Below are 15842 nucleotides of genomic sequence, written 5' to 3' on the forward strand. Positions count from 1 at the left end.
CCGGAAACCCCGGAATCCCCGCAGCGAGGAACGAGACCCCGGGGCGTCATCGGACGGGAGGGTGTCACAACATACAACAGTAGCGCGCGGGGCGGTCACGGGGGTCACCGGCCGCAGGGTCATTTCACCTGTCTTTGGTTGCCGTTTACCGGCTGCACCCTTAGTGTGGCCTGTGTGAACTTTGATTCGATGATGCCGCCGGACCCCTTCGCGGGTGACCCGAACGATCCCGCGTCGTTCCTTGAGGCGGATGAACCGATGCCGCCACTCAGTGCCGAAGACCGTGAGCGCGTCCGCGAGGACCTGGAACTCGTCGGTGAATTCCGTCGGGCTCTGGAACCCCGAGGTGTCCTCGGGGTGTTCTTCATGTGCGAGGACTGCGACGAGCAGCACTACTACGACTGGGACATCATGGCTGCCAACATGCGCGCCACGCTCGCCGGGGAGCTGTCGCCGGTACACGAACCATCCGCACGCCCTGATCCCGCCGCATACGTCCCCTGGGACTACTGCCTCGGTTTCCTCGACGGAATGGACGCGAAGTAGTACTTCCGCACGCACACGCGTCCGATACACGGGCACGGAAAAGCCCCGTACCCTAGAAATAGGTACGGGGCTTTTCCTTCTCCAAAAATCAGCTCATCGATCTTCGCCCGCACCGGGCGCTTGCCGGGAGCCTCCCCGTTCATTCACTGAAGCTCCGACGTTATCGGCGTTCTCCCCGTCACCATCAGGAACTGAGAAAGTCTCGGTGACCTCACCAACGTCATCAGGCACCGGCAGCGGTGATGTCGTCGGAGGGGTCACCGACGGAGACGGAATGACCGACGATACCGGTGGAACAGTACTACTCGGGAGCTGCGGAGGAGTACCGACCGTGGTGGTGATGGTGACCGTCTCCGGTTCCACCGGGGGCTGCGGTTCCGGTGTTACAGTGACCGTCACGGTGCGGGGAGCCGGAGGACGTTTGTCCGCGTCGATTTTGTCAGTGTTGCGTGCATTGATCTCCTTCGCCATGAGTTTCGCCTGCTCCAGCAGTTCGAGCGCTCCGGCGACATCACCGTTCGCGTTACGGTTGTCGGCTTCTTCCAGAGTACTGGCGAGTTCCACGACGGAGGCATGGTCTCCGAACATCGCGGCGTTGACCCCCCACAGTGCGCTACCGGGTTCCGCATTGTAGATGGCCGTTCCACCACCTGCGATAACGAGGGTCGCCGCAGCCGCGCCGATCATTCCGTGGACGAAACCCGGCACAATTCTCCGACGCTCCTCAAGATCAATCACTCGGGCGCCCCCCTCCACAACAGGGCTCTCCTGAACGGGAGCAGCGGTAACGGGAGCGAATCGGGTCGTGACAGGTCCAGCCCCCGGTACCCCACACTCAGGGAGCCTCGGCGCTGGAGGCATCGGTTCATCAACCTCTGCTTTGAGGCCAAGCAAAAGCCCGGCGAGGGCGTCCTCCCCTCCGGAAGGATCGATACCCCGGGCGAGGTCGTCAAGGTAGGCGTCAACGAGGAACCGGTCATTTCCCTGTCCCCCATGCGCACCTGCGCCCTCGGATCGGCGGTCACTCATGCCTGATGCTCCTGCTCATTCAGCTTCTTCCGCAGTGCTGCAAGCGCCCTATGCTGGGCCACTCTGACTGCGCCTGGGGTGCTCCCCACAATTCGCGCGGTTTCTTCCGCAGACAAACCCACGAACACCCGTAGGGTGATAATTTCGCGTGCCTTGTCACTCAATGAATCGAGAAGTTCACGCACTCTGTTACTACCATCGCTGACCAGCGCATAGTCTTCCGGAGTATCCCCATCGCGCACGTAATCTGGAACATCATCGGTGGGATTCGACAGATCCCTCGACAACGACCGGTGAGCGTCCGCCACTTTATTGGAGGCGATACCATAGACGAACGCCATAAATGGACGCCCCCGATCCACATAGTTCGCCACCGAGGTCGCCACCGCCAGACAGATCTCCTGGGCAACGTCCTCCGGCGCAGGATGACGCCCACCCCCGATCCGGGCGCGAGCGTAGCGCAGGACCATCGGGTGAATAATCTCCATGATCCGCTGCAGAGCAGACCGGTCACCACCGGCCGCCAACGGCACGAGTGCCGCCAGTTCGCTCTCCGCATCATTCACGCCGTAGACCCCTGCTTCATCGAAAATCTGGACACCAGCCACCCCGAATGGACCAGAGGAAGAAGCTGCCTGAAACCCCACCGGAGTTTTCTGTCTGGTCATTCTAGTTCACGAAGCGGACGAAGGGGCCCGACGCAGCCAGTCTTACCGGAGATCGGTGGAAAACAGGTACCGCCCGAGACGCATGAGATGAGACTTTTTACGCACCCCACCAGCGTCGTTCACCACCGGGGTCCCCAATTCAGCCATCTCCCGATCACATCCCGTCGGGTGAACCATCCAGGGGAGGGACGCATACTCACAGATCACCGTTCCATCCACAGGAATGTCCCACCCGACCTGTACCCGGGGATGACGGAATCCGTTACCGGGATCAGTTGTCGTTCCCGGGGTCCTCGGGAGTGATGTCAAACTCCTCGTAGAAACGGCTCATGGTACTCAATACACCGACGAGCATGAGTTCAAGCTGATCATCGAGTTGTTCATCGGTGAGCCCCTGGCTCGTGAATATGGCACCATCAGCAGCCACGAAAACACCGTTCTCGTCACGATTCTGCACGGTGGTAACAAAGTGGGTGTCGGCATTCACGGACTTGACCCAGCCGAGAACCTCTTCTTCCCGAGACTCCGACAGGCGCTCGAACGTAGCTGCACTGACCACCACCGAGAAATCGAAGGAGGCATCGAACACGACAGGGAAACCGTTGATAAAACAGTAAAAGCGAGGAGCACCATCATCCGCCCGATCCGCTGTGATCTCCTGGCGCGAAAGGGCCGCTTCCAGGCGTTCCGGGGTGACCGGTGTGGGCGCGTCCACCGCGCCCTTGGACTTGAACCATGCCATCAGTTGTTCTCCTCTTCGACGACGGGCGCGAGATCGGGCAGATCGGCAGCTAGTCTCTCTGCCGCCATGAAACTTGACTGGAATGACGTGACAATGAATGAACCAAGCTGCTCGTCTGTCATCCCCGTGGCGGTTTTCAGTGAATTCTCGAAAATGATGCTCGGGCCGCTTCCGGCGACAACGGTCTTGGGCATCACGAGATCCTGATTCAGCGAGTTGGCTGCAGAAACTGCCCGTCCCACCGCATCATCATTTCCCAGTTGTGCGTGCCACCAACCGGACAGGCGGAGGAGATCCTCCTGGACGGTAATGAAGAAGGTGAGTCCATCAAAACCGACGACGATGTCATTGTCATCATCCCTGCCGAAATTGAGCTCCTCGGATTTCAGGAAATTCTCCACCCGGGTGAAGGTAACCTTGGGTAACGCCATGTATGGTATTTCCTTTCATGCGGTTCCCGGTCGTTGTATCGAAAAGCCGGGGTCATTCATACAGAGTCCACTCTAGTTTGCCGCAGCAAATCTAGATGTCGCATTGTCCGGAAAGATGGAAAATCAGGCCGTGCCAGCCTCCCGAATCCGGTGTTCGGCGGCACGGCGCACGGGGTGCCCGATGAAACGCCTCGCTGACAGCACCCGCACAGCGTCACGGGCAATCTCTGCCGCAGCTTCCGGTTCACCCCCGTAGAACCGGGCGTCAGACGCGATCATCAGCGCCCTCGCCTGATCGGCGGGTTCTTCCAGGCTCTCGAACCCGGTGGCCGCCGCATTCGCATAGTCCACTGCGGAGAGGAACCGCATAGCACAGAGATTCATGTATGCTTTGTCGACCAACCAATCAGCCTCCCGCCATGCCTGGGTCTTCGGCCCAGGGTGTTCGGGATCGTTGACCAGGGCACGCAGGGTGTCGAGAAGATCGTCAACCACCGCCATGTCGGCGTCACCGACATATCCTGGCTGATTCACCGCCGTGGCACAGCACTTGTAGAGCGCCAGAGCGTATGCCTCTCGGTATTTGTCCACCTGCTCCTGCATCTGCCCGTCCACACTGTCCCCCACCGAGAGACCGTTAACGGCGTCCTGCCACATGGAGTGGGACACCTCGATGATCCGATGCCAGGTCGACACCGCGCGGCGGGTTTCCTGGGCATGGTCGAACGCGACGGCCGCCTGTTGCAGTGCCCCGAGCTCCCGCTCCCGTTCATTCCTACGAACCATGTGTGCAGCGATCTTGAGCAGTTCCTCTCCCGCTTCGTCGTGGAACTCCAGTTTGGCGAAAACCCGGACCAGCGAATGCCGCAGATCCAGTTCGGCACGCGATCCGGGATACTCAGAGATCTTCATCAGCGAGGTCTCGAGAACTTCCGCGGCCTCATGGTACCGACGTGCGGAGATCAGCAGTTCCGCGAGTGTCTGTGCGGCGATGAACGTCAGTCCGGGCAGTTCCGCGGCAGCGCAGAGATTGAGCATTTGCCGGGCACAGTCGATGCCTTCGTCGACGTAGCCTGCGTCATGTGCACCTCTCGCGAGGAACTGCAACGCCGCCAGTCGGACACCGACGGGTTCAGCCGACCCGGTTCGCATCGCGGTGTCCGCGGCTTGGCAGGCCTCCATGACCTGCCCCGAACGGAGGGAAGCCGCTGCATCCTCGATCAACCGGTACGCGGGGTCCCCGGTCGTACCCGGGAGTTCCTCAGACTCGGCGTCGAGATCGACACCGAGGAACCATTCGGCATCCTGGACAGCACGCCGCCAAGCATGCTCCAATTCCCCTGGTACACCGGCGGCCTCCGCTGAGGTGCGCAGCCCGGGATGGTCGAGGAGCAGGTGGACCGCGTGGTGCCAGTGGACGGTCTCGATCTCGTTCCCCACCGCGGCGTTCGCGGCGAGGGCTTCCGCGAGATCGTTGCCACGCCACCAGCCGGTGATATCGATGGGGACCACGGGAGGCTCACCATCCTCGTCACCATCCGGGCCGGGTGCCACGTCCGCAGCGGGACCGGCGGTGGCCTCCGTGGGGGTAACGACCCTGTAGTCGGCTTCATCTGGGGTGAACATGCCGGACACATCGGCGACAGCCCCCTCTGCCGGTGCGGGCAGTGGGGCGACGGGTTCCGGGTTGATGAGCCTCTGCAGCGACGCGACGTGCACGGCGTGTTCCATGCCCGGGCGGGCGTCGAAGTGTTCGGCGATCGACGTTGCGAGAGTGAGGAACCAGGCTCGCGCCTCGGAGAGGGTCGGGCGAGTGAGTGTCTCGATGCCGGTCACCCACGGCAGGTTCTCACCCGCCAGCGTGACGTCCAGTCTGCGGTCCGTGGCACCAGGCAACCGGTCAATGAGTACGACGGCGGCGGCGGCGAGATTCAGCAGGTCCCGGTGGTCCTCGGCGCGTTCCCACCAGGGAAGATGGCGGATCAGGATGCTCTCCGCCCGCTCCAATCGTTCCGGGCGGCCAGCCGCACCGGAAAGCGCCAGATAACGAATGTGGTCAGAATGCTGCGCAAGATCACTCGCGTTTCTGCGGTAACGGCGATATCCACGGACGTGAGCGGACCACGCGCGGTCATCCGCCCCTGTTCGCAGCCACGGCTCAAGCATCTCGGTCAACAGCCCCTCGGGCTGTGACGAGCAACTGTTCTCCATCTCGGGGAGAGCAGCCTCGCCGATCTCCCGGGCGGTCTCCCACTCACCACGACTGGCGTGGTACTCGACCCGCTGTTCTGGGCTGCAGCCGACACAATCAGCGAGTTCGGAGTCAGGGAGGTCCAGCCACTCTGCGTAGGTATCTTCTACTCCACTCCCGCCGGTGTTCCGGAGGAAACCCAGGCGCCGCATCGCGACCGCACGCCCCGGATCCCCCAGTTCCCGGTAGTATTCCGCCATCAGATCCAGGAGAGAGCGGTACTGTGCCACGGGTACGTCAGGGTTGTTCGCCACCGCAGACAACACGTACTTCAGATTCCAGGCGTGCTTGTGATGGAGTTCGGTGCTGAACAGGTCGGGGCGGTGGGACCGCATCTCCTCAACGTAGGAGAACGGGGCGATACAGCGGTAGTTCCGCCCGTCCATGCAATAGGCCGTACACAGTTCGGCGTGACAAATCAGCGCTTCTTCAAGCCGCTCACTGTCGACGGCAAGTTGAGCTGCCTCCGCCCAGAGCTCACTGCAGGTACTTCCCCACGGTGTGCTGTCGGCACGGTGCATGAGAAGGCGAAGTTCATCATGCTGATTATCAGAGTCAGTCATGGGTTTTCTCCTGTATTGTCGGGTAGTTGATTCATACACTGCCGCCGTCACCGAGTGATGCACTGATCAACTCGGTGAAGAGATTGGAGGACCAGGCCCGCACCTGGGCGTCCATACGGTGTCTGCCGCTCAACAGAGCCTGGACGTAGAATCCTCTGACCGAGGATTCAACGACGACAGATCGTCCGCCACCAACCGCGGCACCCGCAAGTTGGTGGATGATCGCGGCATTGGCGTTCAGGATCAGTTGGGGCGCATGATCGTCAGATTTTTCCGGATGCATGAGATCAACCAACCCCGCGAACAACCCCTCGGTACGGCGCTGACGCTCCTCAAGCGCCCGACCTGCGGCGTCCGGATGCGGCAGGAAAAGCACAGGCATCGTGGCCGGAAGGAACTTCCGTACCACGATATTCAACTTTTGTCCCTCAAGTGCCTGCTCCGCCGCATCAACCAGGGGGATCAACGCCGCCTCCGTCCCCAGCTCGACATTCTCGAGCACACCGAGAACATCGCGGGGATCAAGTTCAGCGATGTCCTCCTCCGGGCGATCTAGCCGGACCTGATCGATGACCTCTTCATCGTAGGAAAAACCAGCATTGACGATACAGAGATCATTAGCTTCGGCCACTGGGCGTAGTGCGCGGAAACGATCATCGGTGGCGGTATACGCAATCCTCCCGTATCGGTCCAAAACCTCATCGAGGGTGAGCATCCCGAGAGAAGTGGTGAAGGGGACGCTGGAGGCGACGAGCGTCCGGGTCTCCGCGTCGGTCACGGCGAGCGCCTTCAGACCGGTGAGGTGGAGGGCGAGGAACTCCCGGAATCGCGCGGGTTCCTTATCCGCGAGGGTGTTCATCCAGTTCCGGACCGCAGCGCCGATACCGTCCCGGGTTTCCTCCAGCAGTTCATCATCGAACAGCCCCTCCCGGGAGGCCGTCGGTTTGAGATGCTCGGCGTCGGCGACGACACGGACAAAGTACGCCCACTCCGGCACGACATCATAGGCCCGGTCGGACAGCAGCATCCTGCGGAGGTACACGCGGTGGTGCTGTTCCTGGCCAGGATGCCCCGCTCGTGCGGACACGAACGCGATCCCGTGGAGACCTGCCGCGGGAACGTCGAGGGGAACCTGGTCGAAGGGGTCGAAGCCGAATTCGTCGCGGCACCAGCGTGCGGCGGCGGCATGACTCATCTCCCAGGGCGCGGTGGTCTCGCTGAGGCACTCCGGTTCCGCTCCTCTGCGGGCGAGCGTGACGGTGACCGGAAGATGACTGCCGTAGGACACGATCCTGCGTCGCAGTACCTCATGCTCGGCGTGCCGTTCTCCCGGCATGACTTCGAGAGTCACGGTGGTGCCAGGGCCGACGAGCTCGGGTGGGATTTCATCGTCGGTGACCACGGTCGAGGACCATGTTCCATCGTTGGACCCGCACCAGCGCACCGGTTTTCCCGGAGTCGTCGCGGAGCGACTGTGCACGGTGATCTGTGGGGAGATCATGAAGCAGGACAGCAGTCCGATACCGAACTGCCCGATGAAGTCGCTGCGGGACATCCCCCATTCATCGCGTTTCGATGAGGCACCGATGGTGGCGAGCAGCCCCTCCGCTTGTTCCGGGGTCAGGCCGACGCCGGTGTCGGTGACGCTGATCGTGGTGCCGTCGGTAATCACACGGATCTCTGCGGGGCAGTCCGGGTCGATGGCCCGGTGCGCGGTAATCGCGTCGACCCCATTCTGCAGAAGCTCCCGGATGAAGACCTGGGGCCCGGAATAGAGGTTCCGGCTGAGGATCTCGACGATCCCGCCGAGATCAACCTGGAAGTTGTGGCTTTCGGCGCGTACGTCATCGGGCTGACTCATGGATCGTTCGATACCTTTCTCGGACGGTCTCTGTTGACTGAACCAAGAATACGGTTTCCCCATGGAATGCAGCAGGCCCGGCCCTCCTTTCACCGAACTTCGGACGTTCGGTGTAGTGGGGCCGGGCCTCTGCCGGTGTCAGGCGTTCGACCTAGTGATGATGACCTGCCTGAGAATCCTCTTCCTCGGCGGGCTTCTCCACGACCGATGCCTCGGTGGTGAGCACCATACGGGCGACGGAGGTGGCGTTGACCACTGCGGAGTGGGTGACCTTGACGGGATCAATGATGCCCGCCTCAATGAGGTTTCCGTATTCGAGGGTGGCGGCGTTGAAGCCTTCACCATTCGGCAGTTCGGTGGTCTTGGCGACGACGACGGAACCGTCGACACCGGCGTTCTCTGCGATCCAGAAGGCAGGCTTCACCAGTGCCCGGGACAGCGCCAAGACACCAACCTTGGCGTCCCCCTCAAACTCCTCAGCGTAGACCTTGAGTTCGTGGGCGATCTGCACGAGTGCGGAACCACCGCCAGCGATGACACCTTCTTGCGCAGCCGCACGAGCGGCGTTGATGGCGTCCTCGACGCGGAGCTTGCGCTCGCTGACCTCGGTCTCGGTGGCGGCGCCGACCTTGATGACGGCGATACCGCCGGACAGCTTCGCCAGACGCTCCTGTGCCTTCTCCCGATCCCAGGACGAGTCCGTGGACTCGATCTCTCGACGGATCTGGCCACGACGATTCTCGACCGCTTCCGAGCTACCCGCGCCGTCAACGATGACGGTGGAGTCCTTCGTCACCGTGATGCGGCGTGCGGACCCCAGCGAATCGAGACCGATCTCGGAGAGGTTGATGCCGACCTCCGGATCGACGATCGTCGCGTCAGTGACGACGGCGAGATCATCCATGAACGCCTTGCGACGGTCACCGAAGTACGGGGACTTCACGGCGACGATCTTCAGCGTCTTCCGGATCGAGTTGACCACCAGCATCTGCAGTGGCTCACCCTCGATGTCCTCGGCGACGATGAGGACCTGCTTGCCGGAATCGACGATCTTCTCCAGAACGGGGAGGAAGTCGGGCAGGGAGGAGATCTTGTTGCGTACCAGGAGGATCAGTGCGTCATCCAGGATCGCCTTCTGCGCATCGATGTCGGTGATGAAGTACGGAGAGAGGAAGCCCTTCTCGAAGGAGATGCCCTCGGTGATGTCGAGGGTGGTGTCCATCGACTGGGACTCCTCAACGGTCACGACACCGTCCTTGCCGACCTTCTCCATCGCGCCGGCAACCATCTCGCCGACCTCCGGGTCACGGGAGCTGACCGTCGCGACATTCGCGATGTCCGATGTGGAGGCGACTTCGTTCGCACGCTCCAGCAGCAGCTCGACGGTGCGCTCAGCACCGGCCGCGATGCCGCGGTTCAGCTCGATGGGGTTGGCACCGGCCGCGACGTTACGCAGCCCCTCCCTGATGAGGGCCTGCGCCAGCAGCGTCGCAGTGGTCGTACCGTCACCGGCAATGTCATTCGTCTTGACCGCGACGGACTTCACCAACTGGACTCCGAGGTTTTCGAAAGGCTCGTCGACGTCGATCTCGCGGGCGATGGTCACACCGTCATTGGTCACGGTCGGGCCACCGAAGGGCTTGTCCAGCACGACGTTACGGCCGCGCGGGCCGAGGGTGACCTTGACCGCGTCAGCCAGAGTGTCCACGCCGGCCTGGATGCCTTTCCGGGCTTCCTCGTTGAATGCGATCAGCTTAGCCATGAAAAAACCCTCTTACTTGGTCACGACGGCGAGAATGTCACGGGCCGAGAGAATGAGGTACTCCTCGCCCGCGTACTTGATTTCGGTGCCGCCGTACTTGGAGAAGATGACGGTGTCACCCTCGTTGACGTCCAGCGGGATGCGGTCGCCCTTGTCATCGAAGCGGCCCGGGCCGACGGCCACGACGGTGGCTTCCTGCGGCTTCTCCTTGGCGGAGTCCGGGATGACCAGGCCGGATGCGGTGGTGGTCTCAGCTTCGTTGATCTGGACGAGAATCTTGTCCTCGAGGGGCTTGATGTTGACGTTCGCCACGATGAATTCCTCCATGTGCTCGGGAAGTTGAATGTGATTGTGCCGGTTGAGCTTGCCCAGCACAGCCGTCGTCGCGGGTGAACAACTGTGTGTCAAACAACCTACTGGCACTCTACCCTCGCGAGTGCCAGCACTCAACCGTGTGGGGTGCCACCGTGGTTCGATCACCCACCTCACGCACTCCCAGACGAAGACCCGACTCCAGCCGACAACTCAACACCATCCCCGGGATAAACCCGAACCCACCTGCGATCAGTACCGGTTCGCCCGGCGGAGTCCGTCACCGTCAACGTCACCTCATACGTTCCGGGGCGCTGCCACACATGCTCAACGTAGTCATCCGCCGGGATGACCGCGCCAGTGCCGTCCCCGAAATCCAGATACTGGCGTACAGGCCCCCCTGTGAACACCCGGGAGAGCATTCCCGTCAACCCCGCGGTTCTGCCGGAGAACCAAATCCCCGGAGCATCAAGGACCGCATTGGGGGCCATCGCAATAGTCTCGAAGGCCGCAAGCACCGCACCGGACACCCCAGCCAACGAATATGAAAAAGTGCGCTCCCCCACCGAGACGGTGGCATCCCCGACCGTGATCATCTCCCGCACCAGCTTGGAATCCGGCGCGGAAACAGCAACGCTATCCCCCGTAAGCAGACCAGACGGGTGCAGCAGGGCGGACAGCAACTCAGAAGTGTCCCGGGTCGGGGACACAAGCCACCGAACCTCACCATCCCGACGCACCGCGATCCCGATCCGCGCATCCGGATGCGAATCGGACACTTCCCGCACAATCCGCGATGCCCCGCGCGCAAGATCAGCGAGCACCACCGGATCCTCCGTATCCAAGATCAGTACGCCCTCCACCGGGCGTGTCACCGACGCCCGTCCAGCCCCGGAGATTCGCTCCTGCGCCTGCGCCGTCCAATCGGAGAAGGCATCCACGACAGCACGGTCCGCGCTCGCTTCACCGGGAAGATCCGTGAAATAACTGAGATGCGTCTGCACCGACAGCCCACCAGGATCACAGAAGATATCATTCCGGTAGCAGTAGTCGATCCCGTCCTGCCCCGGTACGCTCAACCCCGGCACGGGAGCCTCCCACGGCGTCTGCGACAGCACCGCCCTCCCCGGAAGCAGGGGCGCACTGCCCACAGCGCGAGGCGATTGGCCATCACGAAGCGGATTGCCCAGGTAAAACACACCCGGAAGATACACGGAGTTCGACAGCGCATGCTCAGCAGCATTGAGCACCATCGCCCCCTGTGAATAACCGGTAGGAATCACCACCGGCTGACAGCCGGAACGCTGGAGATCACCGACACGCCGCACCACCGATCTTCTGCCCCGTTCAACGGATTCCAGCAGTTCATCGAATCGCCACGCCTCCACCGCCGGATACTCATCCAAATCCAGAGCAGACACGGTGAACCCGTGAAGATCAGCCCGTTCAAGCAGCCGGGATATTCCCGTGCCCTCCCACCCCGTCGACGGGCCCGCAGCACCCGGATACTCACGCGAACCTGTGTTTCCGACCCCCGAACCCCGGGCTGCCAAGACCATGGGGTCCGGACAAAACGGAACCACCGGATCCGACACGGTACCAGCCACTGCGGGACTCCCGGCCCCCACCATCCCCCAGGCCACCAACACCGCGCACACCGAACGGATCACTCTACTGCGGGACACGGAAACCTCCTCGGGATGGCGAATCATTCCCCCGCGATACTAGTGGGGAAACCACGCCATGCCGGGCTACCCGTTCCCCGCCTCAACATCCCGGCGAGCGATGTTCAGTACCGCACCGCGCCAGAGGGCGTATTCATCGGGTTCATCCTCCCGATAGTTGCGCACCGCCTGGATACCGCGCTCAACCTTCGCGATATCCTTCTCCGTGACATCCGCGCCGTCCGCGCCGATGAAGATGACCGGCCCACAGATTGCCGACACCGGATCGGTGAGGAATCGGGAGTTTCCTGTCGCGGCCTGGTTCCGGGCCATCGACGCCACCGGATTCGGCTCGGCGCCATTCGCTTTCGCCCCCGCCGAGTACAGCGCAGCCAAAGTCTCGCCGTCATCCTGGAACGCGACATAGACGCGGTCATTCTCCAAGTCTCCGAGGAAGCGGGCGGCCTCCTCGATCTCGAAGGTCAGGGTGCGGCTGGTCAGATCGGGGTAGACCAGGTAACCGATGCTCATGCGGGAGATACTCCAGGGGTTTCGTCGGGACAGACAAAAGTTCAACGAAGCCACGGTATCCCGTCCGACGCACCGGAAACGGCGGTGTCGGGACATCTTCCCCGACAATTCACCGGCGCGTACCCGGTTGTTTCCCGGGGTTACACCTGCGGGATCTCAACATCGAGGCCGGGGTCCGTCCCCGCCGACAGCTCACTCGGCCCAGCACCCGCAGCGATCCGGTGCGCGGCGAGAGCCGCGATCATCACGCCGTTATCTGTGCAGAGCTTCAGCTCCGGAACCCGCAGCTCGACACCAGCGGCACGGCAGCGTTCCTCCGCCAGTTCCCGCAGCCGGGAGTTCGCGGCCACTCCCCCGCCGAGAAGCAGCACCTTTGCCCCGACATCCCCGCACGCGCGCACCGCCTTCCGGGTGAGCACGTCGACCACGGCCTCCTGAAAGGACGCGCACACGTCCGGCACGTCGATGACCCGCCCCTCGCGCTCGGCGGCCTCGACGTGGCGGGCCACCGCCGTCTTCAACCCGGAGAAGGAGAAGTCGTGGCGGGAATCATCGCGGCGCATCATGCCCCGCGGGAAGTCCACCGCCCTCGGATTCCCCTGCTTCGCCAACCTGTCAATGACCGGGCCACCCGGATACCCCAGGCGGAGCAGACGCGCCACCTTGTCGTAGGCCTCACCCGCGGCGTCGTCAAGCGTGGATCCCAGCTCACGCATCGGCAGCCCGACGCCGTCAACCTCGAGCAACTGCGTGTGACCACCGGAGACCAGCAGCGCCACCGAATGCGGCAGGTCCCGGCCATCGAGTGTCGCCACCGCGACATGCCCGCCGAGGTGGTTGACCGCGTAGAACGGCACCCCCCACGCCGCCGCGAAGGCCTTCGCCGCGCTCGCGCCCACGAGCAGCGCACCGGCGAGCCCGGGGCCGATGGTGCAGGCCACGGCATCCGGGCGGTCGATGCCCGCCTGCCGGAGTGCCTCCCGGGTGACCGGACCGATCGACTCCAGGTGCGCACGCGACGCGATCTCGGGCACGACACCGCCGAAACGGGCGTGCTGATCCATCGACGAGGCGACGACGTCCGCGAGGATCTCCAGTTCAGGTGTCACCCCGGGACCGTGGGTGATGCGCACGATGCCGACGCCCGTCTCGTCACAGGAACTCTCGACGCCCATGACGATGGTGCGGCGGATCGTGTCGTCACCGTTCTGTGCCGGTTCCGGAATGGTCGACGTGTTCACAGGTCGTGTCCTCACAGGTTGTCTTCGGTGGCCGTCCACGTTGATACGGGATCTCGGCGCATGGTGTACGCGTCCGCACCGGACGGCTGATAGTAGTTGCGGCGCACACCCAGGCGGACGAAACCGTACCGCTCGTACAGGGTGATGGCCGGTTCATTGTCGCACCGCACCTCCAGGAACACCGGCCCGGAGCGTTCATCAGCGGCGGCGAGCATGGCCTCCAGCAACTGGCGGCCGATTCCCCGGCGCTGGTGTGCGGGGTCCACACCGATGGTGTGCACCTCAAACTCCGGGTCATCCGGAGGGCCGACCATGGCCAGGATCGCGTAGCCCACGAGCTCGCCCGTTCCCTCAGACATGGCGCCCGCACCACCGGACTGATCCGCGCCCCCGGTCTCCACCGCCGCGAGACAGAGGCAGAAAGGGTTGCCCATCTCCGAACGGAACGCCGCAGCACTCCACGGATCATCCCCGGGGAAGAGGATCCGCTCAAGCTCGGAGCACCGCTGCGCGTCGCTCGGGGAGAGACGCCGGATAATGACGGAACCCATCACAGTTCCACGTCCGGTACGGCCGGGCTGATCGGTTTCGGCTTCGGCGGCACCGCGTCCGGGCGCCGCAGGTAGAGCGGGACGATGGGCTCCGGTTCACGGGTCAGATCGGCGGCGCGGACGAGCGACACCGGCGACGGCGAGAGGTCGAACGCCGGGACCTCGGCGAGTGTACCAACGCAGAGTTTTTCGGCCAGACTGGCCGGAACGTTAAGCGCATCGACGGAACCGACGAGTTCAGCGACGTCGGCGGGCTTGTTCACCGCCGGGCCCTCGACCCGGACCGGTACCGCACCGGTGTCAGTGCACTCGTAGCTGGCCCAGTAGACCTCCCGCCGACGCGCATCGGTGGCGACGAGAAGCCGGGGCTGTCCGGGATTCTTTTCCGCAAGCTGGATCGCAATCGAGTCCAGCGAGCACACACCGTGCACCGGGATACCGAGCGCCTCCCCGAAGGCGGTCGCGGTCGCCATCCCCACCCGCAGACCGGTGAACGGCCCCGGCCCGCATCCGACGACCACCGCGCCGAGATCCGCAGGCTTCACACCGGCCTCGTCGAGACACTCCAGGATCGACGGCGTCAGACGCTCACCGTGCTGGCGGCAGTCCGGGAGGATGCGCTCGGCAACGGAGCGGGCAGTCGGGGCGGTGGTTCCGTCGACCGGCGCGTCGGAGGCGGCGACGATACCGGTGACGATGGTCGGTGTGGACGTGTCGATGACGAGGATGTGCACGGGGGACACTGTAGTGGATGGATCGGCACAACCTATCGTGAGAAATCCGCGTGGTGGCCAGGTAGCTGGCACAACTTGCAGGCAATGACCGTGTTCACTAGATTGAGATACACAGAAGGTGAGGACAAGATCCCTCATCACGAGTGAAGAAAGTCCATGGAACCCAGAGCGTCCATGGGCTTTTTTCATCTTCCAGGGCGCCTACCGGCGACATCCTGAACTCGACTGATCCCGCTCACCCACTCTGCAACAGCAGGATCGATACTACGAACGAGTGCGAAGGCCTCTCGCATACGATCCCCCACGTCAATTCCCAGCAATGGTTCCATGTGGGAAACACGGTTCCGTAAATGATGAATATGGACGACTCTCCAGTAGGCCTTCTCCCCCTCTGGGTCAACCTCGTTGGGAAATGAGTTTTTCAGAGCGTCATCCCACAGGAGTCGACGATTACTGTTATCCAGAGATGATCGGGAGGCTTGGGGATGGTGGTTGGGCAACAGGTCTTTCCACATTCCGAACATGACCTGCGCCAGGACATCATCGTGACTGACGGGAACTCCGTGACGGGGATGATCCACCGCCCGCCTACCAGCTTCTTTCTGCGCACGATTAAGCGCACTCTGCCGTTTACCAGCAGTTAGACCACGTAGCGGGGTGGCTGGCTCCTGAAGCAACCAACTCCCGTTCCTGCCGGTGCGCTTCACATTCCATGCCTGGAGTTCCCGATCCATAGCGTTGCGCAGGACCACTTCCGTGACACCGAGAACCTCGTGCACCGCCGCAGTCAGCTCCAGATTCCACCGGTAGAGACGCAACGCGTCTTTCTCGTTCCCACCGGTCTGAACAAGATACGGCTGCATACGAGACCTATGCAGTGCATCAAAGATCTTCACCCGGGTACGAGATTTCATGGCACTATATTTTCACGACTAGACTATTTGCTACCACCCCTT

Annotated in this window: 15 protein-coding genes; 1 reads left to right on the top strand and 14 read right to left on the bottom strand. The window is 62.8% G+C overall.

The features are described 5' to 3' along the window. Positions 1-174 precede the first annotated feature (174 nt). Positions 175-546: a DUF5319 domain-containing protein gene (locus tag QWU44_RS04385; RefSeq protein ID WP_370914503.1), complete on the top strand. Its 372-nt coding sequence runs from the start codon at positions 175-177 to the stop codon at positions 544-546. A 93-nt stretch (positions 547-639) separates the two neighbouring features. On the opposite strand, the gene QWU44_RS04390 is transcribed toward QWU44_RS04385, so the two are convergent. The 14 genes from QWU44_RS04390 to QWU44_RS04455 form a co-directional block, all read right to left on the bottom strand. Continuing rightward, the gene (locus QWU44_RS04390; protein WP_370914504.1) at positions 640-1575 is read right to left on the bottom strand and encodes a hypothetical protein; all 936 of its coding nucleotides are present in this window, start codon (positions 1573-1575) and stop codon (positions 640-642) included. Next, a complete protein-coding gene (locus QWU44_RS04395; protein WP_370914899.1) occupies positions 1572-2141 on the bottom strand; it encodes a sigma-70 family RNA polymerase sigma factor in 570 nt (189 codons plus the stop codon). The genes QWU44_RS04390 and QWU44_RS04395 overlap by 4 nt, the downstream gene beginning before the upstream one ends. Positions 2142-2514: 373 nt before the next feature. Next, the gene (locus QWU44_RS04400) at positions 2515-2985 is read right to left on the bottom strand and encodes a YbjN domain-containing protein (protein ID WP_370914505.1); all 471 of its coding nucleotides are present in this window, start codon (positions 2983-2985) and stop codon (positions 2515-2517) included. Then, positions 2985-3416 carry a YbjN domain-containing protein gene (locus QWU44_RS04405; protein WP_370914506.1) on the bottom strand — a complete coding sequence of 144 codons (432 nt, stop codon included), beginning with the start codon at positions 3414-3416 and terminating at the stop codon, positions 2985-2987. The genes QWU44_RS04400 and QWU44_RS04405 overlap by 1 nt, the downstream gene beginning before the upstream one ends. Before the next feature lie 123 nt (positions 3417-3539). Continuing rightward, positions 3540-6230 carry a hypothetical protein gene (locus tag QWU44_RS04410; protein WP_370914507.1) on the bottom strand — a complete coding sequence of 897 codons (2691 nt, stop codon included), beginning with the start codon at positions 6228-6230 and terminating at the stop codon, positions 3540-3542. Between the two features lie 31 nt (positions 6231-6261). Beyond that, positions 6262-8091 carry an HSP90 family protein gene (locus tag QWU44_RS04415; RefSeq protein ID WP_370914508.1) on the bottom strand — a complete coding sequence of 610 codons (1830 nt, stop codon included), beginning with the start codon at positions 8089-8091 and terminating at the stop codon, positions 6262-6264. A gap of 151 nt (positions 8092-8242) precedes the next feature. After that, positions 8243-9853, bottom strand: a complete 1611-nt coding sequence (gene groL / locus QWU44_RS04420; RefSeq protein WP_370914509.1) for a chaperonin GroEL — start codon at positions 9851-9853, stop codon at positions 8243-8245. 12 nt (positions 9854-9865) lie between these two features. Further along, entirely contained in the window at positions 9866-10165 is a 300-nt protein-coding gene (gene groES, locus QWU44_RS04425) for a co-chaperone GroES (RefSeq protein WP_370914900.1), read from the bottom strand. Between the two features lie 173 nt (positions 10166-10338). Beyond that, the gene (locus tag QWU44_RS04430; RefSeq protein ID WP_370914510.1) at positions 10339-11850 is read right to left on the bottom strand and encodes a PKD domain-containing protein; all 1512 of its coding nucleotides are present in this window, start codon (positions 11848-11850) and stop codon (positions 10339-10341) included. Between the two features lie 66 nt (positions 11851-11916). Continuing rightward, entirely contained in the window at positions 11917-12360 is a 444-nt protein-coding gene (locus QWU44_RS04435) for a hypothetical protein (protein WP_370914511.1), read from the bottom strand. 140 nt (positions 12361-12500) lie between these two features. After that, on the bottom strand, positions 12501-13535 hold the full coding sequence (tsaD, locus tag QWU44_RS04440) for a tRNA (adenosine(37)-N6)-threonylcarbamoyltransferase complex transferase subunit TsaD (RefSeq protein ID WP_267173330.1): 1035 nt from the start codon (positions 13533-13535) through the stop codon (positions 12501-12503). 77 nt (positions 13536-13612) lie between these two features. Next, complete coding sequence (gene rimI, locus QWU44_RS04445) at positions 13613-14152, bottom strand: ribosomal protein S18-alanine N-acetyltransferase (RefSeq protein WP_370914512.1); 540 nt, start codon at positions 14150-14152, stop codon at positions 13613-13615. Then, on the bottom strand, positions 14152-14886 hold the full coding sequence (gene tsaB, locus QWU44_RS04450; protein WP_370914513.1) for a tRNA (adenosine(37)-N6)-threonylcarbamoyltransferase complex dimerization subunit type 1 TsaB: 735 nt from the start codon (positions 14884-14886) through the stop codon (positions 14152-14154). The genes rimI and tsaB overlap by 1 nt, the downstream gene beginning before the upstream one ends. A 185-nt stretch (positions 14887-15071) precedes the next feature. Beyond that, positions 15072-15800 carry a hypothetical protein gene (locus QWU44_RS04455; RefSeq protein ID WP_370914514.1) on the bottom strand — a complete coding sequence of 243 codons (729 nt, stop codon included), beginning with the start codon at positions 15798-15800 and terminating at the stop codon, positions 15072-15074. Between the last annotated feature and the right edge of the window lie 42 nt (positions 15801-15842).

Origin of the sequence: Corynebacterium sp. CCM 9203, assembly GCF_041357675.1 — a bacterium.
Taxonomy (GTDB): Bacteria; Actinomycetota; Actinomycetes; order Mycobacteriales; family Mycobacteriaceae; genus Corynebacterium.

What these genes read in the sequence shown, in the direction of transcription:
- QWU44_RS04390 (WP_370914504.1), bottom strand. Translation starts at nt 1,575, where the DNA reads ATGAGTGACCGCCGATCCGAGGGCGCAGGTGCGCATGGGGGACAGGGA.
- QWU44_RS04400 (WP_370914505.1), bottom strand. Translation starts at nt 2,985, where the DNA reads ATGGCATGGTTCAAGTCCAAGGGCGCGGTGGACGCGCCCACACCGGTC.
- QWU44_RS04405 (WP_370914506.1), bottom strand. Translation starts at nt 3,416, where the DNA reads ATGGCGTTACCCAAGGTTACCTTCACCCGGGTGGAGAATTTCCTGAAA.
- QWU44_RS04410 (WP_370914507.1), bottom strand. Translation starts at nt 6,230, where the DNA reads ATGACTGACTCTGATAATCAGCATGATGAACTTCGCCTTCTCATGCAC.
- QWU44_RS04415 (WP_370914508.1), bottom strand. Translation starts at nt 8,091, where the DNA reads ATGAGTCAGCCCGATGACGTACGCGCCGAAAGCCACAACTTCCAGGTT.
- groL (WP_370914509.1), bottom strand. Translation starts at nt 9,853, where the DNA reads ATGGCTAAGCTGATCGCATTCAACGAGGAAGCCCGGAAAGGCATCCAG.
- QWU44_RS04435 (WP_370914511.1), bottom strand. Translation starts at nt 12,360, where the DNA reads ATGAGCATCGGTTACCTGGTCTACCCCGATCTGACCAGCCGCACCCTG.
- tsaD (WP_267173330.1), bottom strand. Translation starts at nt 13,535, where the DNA reads ATGGGCGTCGAGAGTTCCTGTGACGAGACGGGCGTCGGCATCGTGCGC.
- rimI (WP_370914512.1), bottom strand. Translation starts at nt 14,152, where the DNA reads ATGGGTTCCGTCATTATCCGGCGTCTCTCCCCGAGCGACGCGCAGCGG.
- QWU44_RS04455 (WP_370914514.1), bottom strand. Translation starts at nt 15,800, where the DNA reads ATGAAATCTCGTACCCGGGTGAAGATCTTTGATGCACTGCATAGGTCT.